We start from the raw sequence: 11408 nt of genomic DNA, 5'->3' as shown, positions 1-11408 counted from the left end.
CACGAAGCACACGGAATATCACGGTTCGTTGTTGGTTCGCACGATTTGAGATTTTGCTAACCAGGTTTTGCGACTGCTGGAGATTGATGGTCAACGGCTCAGCGACCGGACGAATAACCTGACAAGTTCTACAGCTCACAAGCAGCTGCCGACATTTTGAGGTTCGACCGGTGCGGTTTTCATCTCGGAACAACGGACGAGCGTCCGGCACGATTCCGGATAGATTTGCGCAAGCCACACACTGTCAAAACCAAAGGTTGCAAAATTCGGGCTGGCCATAGATTTGAACTTAGCGGCAACATAACTAACCAGTACGTTACATCCCCCAACGCATTCCCGCAGTCCAAACCTCGCTATCCCAATGCCTGAGCATCTCATCATCGAGCGTGCTCAGCGTAATCGACGCACCGGCCATCTCCAGCGACGTCGTCAAGTTGCCAACCTGCACGCGCGCGATGCTGAAACCTCGCGCCTCAAGCCAGGCCCGCGCCGATCCGAATAACAGATAAAGCTCCGACAACGGCGTCCCGCCCAAACCATTCACCATAACAAGCAGCGGCGTCTCAGAAGCAGGCTTGAGCTCATCCACAATCGCAGTCAGCAACTCAGCAACAATCTCATCAGCCGATTCGAACTTCGCCCGCCGACGCCCCGGCTCGCCATGAATGCCGACGCCTATTTCCATTTCATCGTCGCCGAGCTTGAACGTGGGCGTGCCCGCAGCAGGCACCGTGCAACTCGAAAACGCCACGCCCATCGATGCCGTTCGTGTCGCCACATGCTCACCGAACGCTTTGCACGCTTGTAGATCCGCGCCGCTTTCCGCCAGACTCCCGACGAGTTTTTCGACGATCACCGTGCCTGCCACGCCGCGCCGTCCGGTCGTGAAGCTGGAGTTTTCCACCGCCACGTCGTCGTTGACGATCACGCTTGCGTTCGGCATCTCGCATAGCTCGGCGGCCATTTCGAAATTCATCAGGTGACCGGAATAATTCTTGACGATGAACAGCACGCCTGCGCCCGTATCCGCCGCAAGCGCGGCGGCCATCATCTGATCGGGTGTCGGCGAGGTGGACACCTGGCCCGGACACGCGGCGTCCAGCATGCCATGTCCGACGAAGCCGGCGTGCAACGGTCCATGTCCCGAGCCGCCGCCCGAGATCAGTGCGACCTTGCCTGGTTTGAGCGCCTTGCGCACGACATAAAGCGGTTCGCGGTTCAGCGTCACGAGATTGTCATGCGCAGCCGCAAAGCCTTCGATGCTTTCGCTGAGAAAATCGTCGACACGGTTGATGAATTTCTTCACGTCCCCTCTCCTGTCCGATGTCCGATTCATTCGCCAAGCCGCGCGCATATCGCTTCGATCATGACCTGACTCGAACGCGCGCCCGGATCGATATGGCCGCGCGATCGCTCGCCCAGAAACGATGCGCGTCCCTTGGTCGCCAGCATATCGCGCGTGGCGAGCATGTGCTCTTCCGCGACGCGCGGAAGTTTGGCCAGCACGTCATGCGTGGCGGCTCCTTGCGTGGCTAGCGTGCTGAAACGCTCGGCCACGGGTATCAGCACGTCCATCATCGTTTTGCTGCCGAGGCCGGTTTTACCGCGTTGACCAACCGCTTCCACGCCGGCCGCGAATGCGCGCGCGAAGGCTTGCAAATCGGCATCGTCGGATAAGGCTTTGGACATGCCGCTGAGCAATGAAAAGAATAGGGGTCCAGATGATCCGCCGACCGTCGACAATACCTTGGTGCTCGCAAGCTTCAGCGCACCCGCCAGCGATTCGGCTTCGATTGCCGCGCGCATGGCAACGAGCGCATCCATGCCGCGCAGCAGATTGATGATGTGATCGCCGTCGCCGATCGCCTGATCGAGCGAGGCTATTTCATCGTGATGGTGTTTCAGCGCCGCATGCGACGCGTCGATGCAGGCCATGACCGTCTTGCCGTCCACGGAACGTTCCTCCCAATGACATCATGAATGAGAGGATGCACCGACATGCGGCTGCGTTCAAGTCCACGGCACATGAACGCGATCGATATCGCGATCGAGCTGATATGCGGCGCTTATCAGTGCAAGATGCGTCAGTGCTTGCGGGAAGTTGCCCAATGCTTCGCCGCTGGTCGAAACCTCTTCGGAAAAGAGTCCGACGTGATTCGCATAAGCAAGCATCTTCTCGAACACGAGCCGGCCTTCATCGACACGTCCCGCGCGCGCCAGCGCTTCCGCGTACCAGAACGAGCACGCAGAAAAGCCGCCTTCCATGCCCGGCAGACCATCGAGCGTCGAGCCGCGCGTATAACGAAAAATCAGCGGATCGACCCGTAATTCACGGCCGATTGCATCGAGCGTGCCGATCCAGCGTGGGTCTTTCGGTCCGATGAAACGTACCAGCGGCATCATCAGAATCGAGGCATCGAGTGTGGCGGAATCGGGCGTCTGAACAAATGAATTCAGGTCCGCATTCCAGAATTGCTCGTGAATATCCGCATGTATTTCATCGCGCGTCTTGAACCACGTGGCAAGCGGCGCAGGCAGCGAGCGCTTCTCCGCCAGACGCAGCGCGCGATCCACCGTGACCCAGCACATCAGGCGCGAATGCAGCAAAGGGCGCGTGCCGTTGCGGAATTCCCAGATGCCGTTATCGGCTTCGCGCCAGTGTTCGACCACATAGTCGATGGTGCGCGTCACGTGACGCCAGCCTTCGTATGAAATCGCCGCGCCGTATTTGTTGTAGAGATAGATCGAATCGAGCAAGGCGCCGTAGACATCGAGTTGTGTCTGGCTGCGCGCTTCATTGCCGATCACCACGCGCCCTTCGCCTTCGCCCACGAGACTATCGAGTGCGCCCTCTTCCAACGCGTCTTCTCCATCTACCGAATACATCACGCGCAACGAGCCGTTCGAACTGCAATCGCGGCTGCGTTCGGCGATCCACTTGCCGAAGCGCTCGGCTTCACCCGTGTAGCCCAGACGCAGCAGCGCATAAACGGAGAACGCGGCGTCGCGTATCCACGTGAAGCGATAGTCCCAGCGGCGCGAACCGTCCTGCGCTTCGGGCAATCCGAACGTGGGCGCAGCGACGATCGCGCCGAACTCATCCGAGCTCAGCATCTTGAGCGTGAGCGCGGAACGCATAACGACTTCGCGGTATCGACCGCGATAAGTCGAACGCGATGACCACGATTTCCAGTACTCCATGGTCTCGCTCAGGATATCGTCGAAATTGTCCTTGAGTTTGGGTAGCAAACCGGCAGGTCCGAAGGCGAAGTGAACCGAATCGCCCTCTTTCAATTCGAGCGTTGCATGCGCGATGTTTTTATCGATCGACAAGGGTAAGCTCGACAGCAGTTGCACCGGATCGCTGCCGTCGTCGGGTTGGAATTCGACGCCCTTCTCCACGGCATGCGCCTGATGTCCTGCACGCGCGTAATCGAAGCGCGGATTGCAACGGACATCGAGCGTCATGGTTCCATACACGAGCCGCACGATACGCATCACGCAGTTCGGCACGGCCTCCGCGCGTGCTTCGCTGGAAGGCACGGGCATGAGATCGAGCAACTCGCATACGCCATCGCCGGTCATGAAGCGCGTGAGCAGCACGTTGGTTTCGGGCAGGTACATCTGCTTGACGTTGGCGTGCGACTCGCGCGGCGTGATGGCGAATTCACCGCCACGTTCGCCATCGAGCAAGGCGGCGAATACGGTCGGTGAATCGATACGCGGATAACACATGAAGTCGATCGAACCGCGCAGCGAAACCAGCGCGGACGTCTTCATATTGCCGATCATGCCGCGTGCATCGACGGGCAATGCAGGAGGTGGAACCTGCTGGGACGCGTGACCCATGACGATATGCTCCGAATGGTCATCGGAGCACGGTGCGCAAGTTACGTTCCTGTCGGATGTAATGCAGAAAACAAAACTTCGACGTTATGATTTCAACGCGCGGCGGTCTGCGCTTCGGTATCCGATGCAGCGTGCAGCGGCGTGATCGTGAAAGCAGCGTCGCTTGCTGCGTGTTGTTGCGCGACGGCTTCGTTCTGCATGACAGGCGCGTCCGCATGATGCGACTTGCCGAAGCTCGCGATGTAAAGCGTAGCCGCAACAGCGACGCCAACCAGTATCGCCACCACGGCCACGCCCGATGACTTTCGTCTCATCTCTACTCCTGATCGGATACGATGTGCCGGGCTTAACACGTCATCAAACCCGGCGGTCTGGCCGATGTTAGCAGCGCAGTCACGCGCCCATCCGTGGGATGCCGCGCATTGTCATTCAATTTACTTGGAACGGTACCAAGGAGACGTTCATGCACGCCGTAGCGGCATTCAATCTGATGCTGGTTGCGCTGATCGCCATCATCGCGCTGGAAGTGCTGGCCAGACGCCTGCGTTTGCCGCCTGCCGCGGCCTTGTTGGTGGGCGGCGTGGCAATGGCATGCGTGCCCGGTCTGCCGCGTTTCGAACTCGATCCCGAACTCGTGCTGGTCGTGTTTCTGCCGCCTTTGCTGATGTACGGCGCGTACTTCTTCGTGTGGGAAGACTTCAAGCGCAATCTCAGCGGCATTTTATTGCTGGCGATCGGCGCGGTCGCGTTCACCACGTTCGTGGTGGGCTATGCGGTGCATCTGGTGGTGCCGGCTTTGCCCTGGGCCGCGTGCTTCGCGCTGGGCGCTGTAGTCTCTCCACCCGATGCAGTCGCGGCCAAGGCGGTGCTCGAACGTGTCGCGTTGCCGCGTCGTCTGATGGTGCTGCTCGAAGGCGAAAGCCTGCTCAACGATGCCGCGGGTCTCGTGCTGTTCCGCTTCGCCGTGGTCGCCGCATTGAGCGGCGCATTCAGCGCGCCGCGCGCGATGGGCAGCTTCGTGCTGCTTGCGGTCGGCGGTATCGCGGTGGGGATCGTGGCGGGTTTTATCGGCGTGAAGTTGCTGCGGGCGCTCGAAGACGATTACCTCGTCATCACCACGTCGATGCTAATGTCGTGGGTCAGCTATATCGCGGGCGAAATGATCGGCGTGTCGAGCGTGATCGCAACCGTGACGTGCGGCATGGCGATCGGCTGGCATCAGCATGAAATTTTCAGCGCGGCGCAGCGCATGCGCGGGACGGCTTTCTGGCAAGTCGTCGTGTTCGTGCTCGAAGCGCTCGTATTCGTGTTGATGGGGCTTTCGCTGCGCGGCATCGCGATCAAACTTGGCGGCGTAGGTCATGCGTTCTCGTTGCTTGCACCGGCAACGGGCATGGTGATCGCCACGGTGATTCTGTCGCGCTTTGTATGGGTGTACGGCATCGAAGCGATCAAGGGCGCGATATGGGTTGCGACCGGCCGCAAGGACACGAGCGAAGACGGCGAGCCTTGCGGTCTGATGCCGGACTGGCGCGGCGCGACGGTGCTGAGTTGGGCCGGCATGCGCGGCGTGGTCACGCTGGCGGTGGCGCTTTCGCTGCCCGAGGACATGCCCGGACGCGATCTGATCGTGTTCGCGGGCTTTGCGGTGATTCTCGTCACGGTCCTGCTGCAAGGCACGACAATGGGCCCGCTGATCGCGTGGTTATCGATTCGTCGCGGACGCGAGCGCTCGTTGCACCATCTGAGCGAGCCGCAGGCGTGGGCGCGGCTCGAAGCGGCGCAACTGGCCGCCGTGCATCCGCTGGTTCACGATGCGGAGGGCAAGGTGATTCATCCGCGTTTGCTGGAGCAATACACGTATCGCGCAACGCTGTCGAAGCGCTTCGAAGATCTCGAAGACTTCCCTACCGACGCGCGATATGCGCACTACGACATCGTACTGTCGGCGATTGCGGCGGGCCGTGCGGAACTGTTGCGGATGCATCGCGCGGGGCAGATTCATGATGAACTGCTGCATTCGCTGGAGCGTGAATTCGACTTGCAGGAAATCACCGCCATTCACGCACGCGGCTGAGGCGCGCGGGAAACGCTTGCTTGCCGCGTCGAAAAATAAACCGCGTTGATTTTCGATTCAGCGCGGTTTCGCAGATGAATCAGCCAATCGTCCGTCGATGCCACGCCTGCTGCCATCGCGACGAGAATCATATGTCCATCGCCGCGCGCGCCTCTGCCCTGATGAACGACAGTGCATAACGCGTCTTCGTCGCAGGCATAGGTTGCGACTTCGCCCAGCGCAATCCATTCGCTAACCGGCCCCGCAGGCGGCGCAATGCACACATCCACCAGCGGATCGCGCACATTCGCGGGCAGCCATATTTCGATGAAATTCGGCGCGCGGCCAATGTGCGGCGCACGCCAGCGCAGCGTCGCTTCATCGCCTATCGTCACCGAGCCGTGACAGCGCGAAGGATTGCTGCTGCCGCCCGGAATCACGATGGAACACGTGCCCGTGTCCATCATTTCATCGAGCGCGCTTTCGATCAGCGAACTGCCGTCACGTGGCCCGGCGATCGCGCCATAACTCAGATTCACCATCGCATGACAGCCCGCGCCGGCCGTATCCTGCGCACGCTGCACGATATAGCGGATGCCATCGAGCGCCTGCACATCGAGCCAGAAACCCGGTGCATCGCGATGTGCGCGCCCCGGCGTGCCGAACTGCACGCCGATCAGCGGCAACGGCGATTCATGCGGCTGATGATCCTCATGCGGCCGCCGTTTCGCCTGATGATCCGCCATCTGATGAATATTCGACTGCGCCGCGCCATGCTCGTTTTGCTCGTGCTGCTCGTTTTGCTCGTTGTGCAGTAACGAATCGATCTGCGCCTTCAGCAGTTCACGGCCATAACCGAGACCCGGCGCATCGTTCGCTGAATCGTCCTGTTTCCATACGGACTGAAAGCGCGTGCTTTTTCCAGCGGTATTTTCGAAGAAACGCCGATGCATATACGCAATGTCGTCGTCGCATACACCGACGATCACCTTGCCGATATCGTCGCGTTCGGGTGCGTGGCGAAGCGGTTCGATCACGGCGCGCAAAGTGTGATCGATAAGGATATCGCTGTTGCGCCGGTCGATCGGCATGGCGAGCGTGAAGCGTTCGATCAGACCGTCGAGTTCCTGATCGAGATGGCCGAGAAAGTCGCGCGTGACTTGCGCCGTGCAGAAACGCGTATCGGCAAGTGAGTCGGGAGCATGGCGATAAAGCGCCGACATCCAGATCCACTCGTGCCATCCATTGCGTTCGACCGCGCGCGCAAACTGTTGCGCGGTCTGTGCGCCCGCTTTCATTTCGATCGCAATCGGAAGACGTTTAGAAGCGCATATTTGCCGATACCGCGTGATATGCGCCCACACGATGTAAGGATCGATACGCGGCACATTCGCCATCACCGGCGACGCCGTGATACGCCATGACGAATGGCGCGCATCGGCGGGCGGGCTCATTTCATCGCCCCGTCAAGCGTCTTGCGAGTGAACCTGCGCGGCCCCGCGAACAATGTGTGCATGGCCTGGATTTTCTTGAATGCCTGCCACATCGTACGCGTGGTAAAGCCGCATGGACAGCTTAATATCGGACGCCTTCCGTCTCGGTGGATTGACGAACGTTCATGCGCGCGTTCGTCTCATCCGTCACGCGCTGCTCACGCTTTTTCTTCAGACCACGCGAGAGCAGATTCAAACCTTCGACGAATCCGGCGAAGCCCATTGCTGCATAAATGTAGCCCTTGGGTACGTGCGTTCCGAAGCCTTCAGCAATCAGCGTCATCGCAATCACCAGCAGAAAGCTCAATGCCAGCGTCACGACAGTCGGATTACGTTCGATGAATCGCGACAGCGGTTGCGCCGCAAAGAGCATGGTCGCGACCGCGAAGATCACCGCGATAAACATTACCGGCAAGTGCTCGGTCATGCCGACCGCCGTAATGATGCTGTCCACCGAGAACACGAGATCGAGCACCAGAATCTGGCCGATCGCCGCAGCCGCAGTCAGCGTAACGACCTTCGACCCATGGCTCGATGCTTCCGAATCCTTGTTGACGTGATGGTGCATTTCCTTGGTGGCCTTCCACACGAGGAACAGACCGCCCGCGAGCAGGATCAGGTCGCGCCACGAAAACGCGTGACCAAAGACCGCGAACGCCGGCTGCGTAAGCTGCGCGATCCACGCCACGGTGCCGAGCAAGCCCAGACGCATGACAAGCGCCAGCATGATGCCGATACGCTGCGTGCGAGCGCGTTGCTCCGGCGGCAGCTTGTTGGTCAGGATGGAAATGAAAACGAGATTGTCGATGCCGAGCACCACTTCCATCACGATCAGCGTGACGAGCGCGGCCCAGACAGCGGGATCGGATGCGAGGGTAAGGAGATATTCCATGAGCGGGTGGGGAATTGATCTTGAGGCTCGATCTTCGGTGAAAATGGGTATCGGAAAAATGGGTGATAATCGAACTCAGACTTCGGTTTTTTCGAACCGTCGTTTTGTTCGGTCAAAGGATCACGCCATGCTCAACTATCGTCATTTGCACTATTTCTGGGTTGTCGTGAAGGAAGGCGGCTTTGCGCGCGCGGCCGAGCGGCTGGATATGGCCGTGCAGACCATCAGCGCGCAAGTGCGTGAGCTGGAGAAATCGCTCGGGCATCAATTGCTCAAACCTTCCGGGCGCGGCGTGAGCATGACCGAGGCCGGACAGGCCGCTTTTACGCGGGCCGAAGAAATTTTTCAGATCGGACAATTGATTCACGACGAAGTGCGCGAAGCGGCCAGCGGCACGCTCGCGCGTCTGGCCGTCGGCTTGTCGGACGGTATTTCCAAGCTCGCGGCGCATGCGCTGCTGGCGCCCGTGCTCGACAATCCGTCGCTGCGCCTGCTGTGTCATGAAGGCGAGACGGACGAACTGCTCGGTGAGCTTGCGCTGCATCGGCTGGATTTAGTGCTGGCGAGCCAGCCTGCGCCGCACAATCACAATCTCAGGCTGACGAGCGAACGATTGATCGCCTCGCCGGTGGATTGGTACGGGCCGGCTGCGCTCGTGCGCAAGAGCGCCGTCGATCACTTTCCGCATTGCCTGAACGATCTGCCGATACTGCTGCCCACGGGACATTCATCGCTGCGGGCGCGGCTTGATCGATGGATCGAGGCGCAGCGGATTTCGCCGCGTATCGTCGGAGAATTCGAGGATAGCGCGCTGATGGCCGTGTTCGGTGCGCGTGGTCTCGGCGTGTTTCCGCTCGCCGAACATGGCGCAGGCGATGCACCGTTGTTGCGCGGTCTGCGCTGGCTCGGCCGCTCGCCCGATGTGAAGGAGGAAGTGCATGCAATCGTCGCGCGACGCGGACGTCATCATCCGTTGACTCAGCAAGTGCTTGGCAGCGCGGGTGTATCGATTTAAACGGTTCGGTTTTTTCGAAGCTTCATTTCCATTCTCTCTGCTTTTTCAGATGCGGTGATCGCCTTACGCTGGACTCACGTTCAACCAAGGAGACGTAGATGAGAGTCCTGTTCAAGTCCCGCGATCCCGAAGCCATCGCCATGCATGAGCTGGCGAAAGCGCGCAGCGAATTCGTATTCCGCCGTCTCGCGTGGCTGATTTCGAAGGCGACGGTGAGTCTGTCGGATATCAACGGGCCGCGCGGTGGCGTCGATAAACGTTGTCAGGTCGAGGTTCAGGTCGATCGCACGCGCACGGTCGTGGCGACGTCGATTGCGCGCGACTGGCGCGGCGCAATCGATCTGGCGCTGGCCAAGGCGGTCAAGACGCTGGTGCGCAAGCGCGATAACCTCAAGCCGACGCGCCGCGTGCGTGCCAAAAGTCTCGCATGGAAGCTTGCGCCCGAGATGGCGCTTCAGGAAGCGCGCTGAATTCGAAACGTCGCGGCATCGCCCGATCTTGTACATTATTGCGTTCGTCGAAGCATTGGCCGGTGCGTGCCGCCAATCAATGGTAAGACGTGATGATTCGGGAGAGCCGCGATGTCCACCGAAACCGACGTTTTCATCGCAGGCGCGGGGCCTGTCGGGCTGATGCTTGCTGCTGAACTGCGCCGCAACGGCGTGAGCGTGCGTATCGCCGATGCGAACGCGCAGCGCAGCTTTTTCGTCAAGGCGCTCGGCGTCACGGCGCGCACCCTCGAAGTGTTCGAGGATCTCGATATCGCGCACGAAGCGATCGATGCTGGCGTGTGGATCGCGGGCATGGACACGTATCAGGACGGCGCGCTGTCCTTCAGCATGGAAGTGCCGCGCGAAGGTCTGCCCTACGGCGCACTTTCGCTGGCGCAATTCGACACGGAACGCTTGCTCGAAGCGACGCTTGAACGCCACGGCGGACGCGTCGAATACGGTTTATCGCTCACCGGTTTCACCGAGACGGAAGATGCGCTCGTCGTGCAACTCAGCGATGGAAGCGAATCGCGCTGCCGCTGGCTGGTCGGATGCGACGGCGCGCGCAGCACGGTGCGCCAGCAACTCGGCGTGCCCTTCGAAGGCGATCGCTATCCGCAGACTTTCATGCTCGCCGATCTCGACGTCGACTGGACTCTGCCGCGCGGCCGCATGATCCGCTTCAACGTTTCGAGCGATGACGGCAAGGCTTCGACGACACTCGCCGCCATGCCCGTGCGCGGCTCGCCACGCCGTTATCGCCTGTCGATGGTACTCGCGCCCGAAGACGCCACGCGCCTCGCCGATATCGCCGCGCCCGACTTTGCAGAGATCGAACGCATCATGTTGCCGATTCTTCCGCACGGCGTGCGTCTTTCGTCGATGCGCTGGTCGTCGGTGTATCGCGTGAGTCATCGGATTGCGCAGCATTACGCGCGCGCACGCGTGTTCCTTGCCGGCGATGCCGCGCATATTCATCCACCTGTTGGCGGTCAGGGCATGAACACGGGCTTGCAGGACGCGCACAATCTCGCGTGGAAACTCACGCTTGCCGCGCGCGGCGTCGCTGGCAAACCCTTATTGGCGAGCTATGAGGCGGAGCGTCGCCCGGTCGGACTCGATGTGGTCGAAGCCACGAGCCGCGCCTTGAACACGGTGCTTGCGCACGGCGAAGTGCGGCCTGCGATGCGCGAAACGCAGTTGCTCGTCGGCTATCGCGGCAGCCCGATCGTTGCGGATGAATGCGCGGATATGGCGCCGGAATTGCCCGCGCCGGGTGATCGCGTGCCGGAAGTCGGCGGGCTGACGCAGTCTTTCGTCGGACATGCGCAGCGCTTGCAGGCGCATATCGGACGTGGACGTCATGTGTTGATCGGCTACGGCCGTTGCAATGAATTCGATGCCGCCGTCAGCGCGTTGCAACGCTCGCTTGGCGACGCAACCGGCGCGCTGTCGATCGTCGATGCATCGAATAACAACGCGGTCGAAAGCGAGGCGTATCGCACCTTGCGCGATGCATCGGGTGCGTTCGCGCAGGCGTTCGGCGCGCGCGATGGCATGGTGTGGATCGTTCGTCCCGATGGACATATCGGCTACCGCAGCGACACGTGCT

At 60.5% G+C, this 11408-nt stretch carries 10 protein-coding genes; 4 read left to right on the top strand and 6 right to left on the bottom strand.

Going from position 1 to position 11408, the window contains the following annotated elements; all coding sequences use genetic code 11:
• Positions 1-316: 316 nt before the first annotated feature.
• The 4 genes from dhaK to P7F28_RS14370 form a co-directional block, all read right to left on the bottom strand.
• A complete protein-coding gene (gene dhaK, locus P7F28_RS14385) occupies positions 317-1306 on the bottom strand; it encodes a dihydroxyacetone kinase subunit DhaK (protein ID WP_277185191.1) in 990 nt (329 codons plus the stop codon).
• Between the two features lie 26 nt (positions 1307-1332).
• A complete protein-coding gene (dhaL, locus tag P7F28_RS14380; RefSeq protein ID WP_277185190.1) occupies positions 1333-1953 on the bottom strand; it encodes a dihydroxyacetone kinase subunit DhaL in 621 nt (206 codons plus the stop codon).
• A 57-nt stretch (positions 1954-2010) separates the two neighbouring features.
• The gene (locus tag P7F28_RS14375; RefSeq protein ID WP_277185189.1) at positions 2011-3849 is read right to left on the bottom strand and encodes a glycoside hydrolase family 15 protein; all 1839 of its coding nucleotides are present in this window, start codon (positions 3847-3849) and stop codon (positions 2011-2013) included.
• A 92-nt stretch (positions 3850-3941) separates the two neighbouring features.
• A complete protein-coding gene (locus P7F28_RS14370; RefSeq protein ID WP_277185188.1) occupies positions 3942-4163 on the bottom strand; it encodes a hypothetical protein in 222 nt (73 codons plus the stop codon).
• A 149-nt stretch (positions 4164-4312) separates the two neighbouring features.
• Between P7F28_RS14370 and P7F28_RS14365 the strand changes: the two genes are divergently transcribed.
• On the top strand, positions 4313-5926 hold the full coding sequence (locus tag P7F28_RS14365; RefSeq protein ID WP_277185187.1) for a Na+/H+ antiporter: 1614 nt from the start codon (positions 4313-4315) through the stop codon (positions 5924-5926).
• On the opposite strand, the gene P7F28_RS14360 is transcribed toward P7F28_RS14365, so the two are convergent.
• A complete protein-coding gene (locus P7F28_RS14360) occupies positions 5911-7359 on the bottom strand; it encodes a hypothetical protein (RefSeq protein WP_277185186.1) in 1449 nt (482 codons plus the stop codon). The two genes, P7F28_RS14365 and P7F28_RS14360, sit on opposite strands and share 16 nt — an antisense overlap.
• Before the next feature lie 121 nt (positions 7360-7480).
• Positions 7481-8290 carry a TerC family protein gene (locus P7F28_RS14355; protein ID WP_277185185.1) on the bottom strand — a complete coding sequence of 270 codons (810 nt, stop codon included), beginning with the start codon at positions 8288-8290 and terminating at the stop codon, positions 7481-7483.
• A gap of 127 nt (positions 8291-8417) precedes the next feature.
• Here P7F28_RS14355 and P7F28_RS14350 point away from each other — a divergent pair, with 127 nt between their 5' ends.
• The 3 genes from P7F28_RS14350 to P7F28_RS14340 all read left to right on the top strand — a co-directional run.
• Positions 8418-9305 carry a LysR family transcriptional regulator gene (locus P7F28_RS14350; protein WP_277185184.1) on the top strand — a complete coding sequence of 296 codons (888 nt, stop codon included), beginning with the start codon at positions 8418-8420 and terminating at the stop codon, positions 9303-9305.
• 98 nt (positions 9306-9403) lie between these two features.
• Positions 9404-9775, top strand: a complete 372-nt coding sequence (locus tag P7F28_RS14345; RefSeq protein ID WP_277185183.1) for an HPF/RaiA family ribosome-associated protein — start codon at positions 9404-9406, stop codon at positions 9773-9775.
• A 111-nt stretch (positions 9776-9886) separates the two neighbouring features.
• The coding region (locus P7F28_RS14340) for an FAD-dependent monooxygenase (protein ID WP_277185182.1) at positions 9887-11408 on the top strand (1522 nt) is incomplete at its 3' end.

This window comes from Caballeronia sp. BR00000012568055 (assembly GCF_029439455.1).
GTDB lineage: Bacteria > Pseudomonadota > Gammaproteobacteria > Burkholderiales > Burkholderiaceae > Caballeronia.
This window is presented reverse-complemented; position numbering and strand designations above follow the sequence as displayed.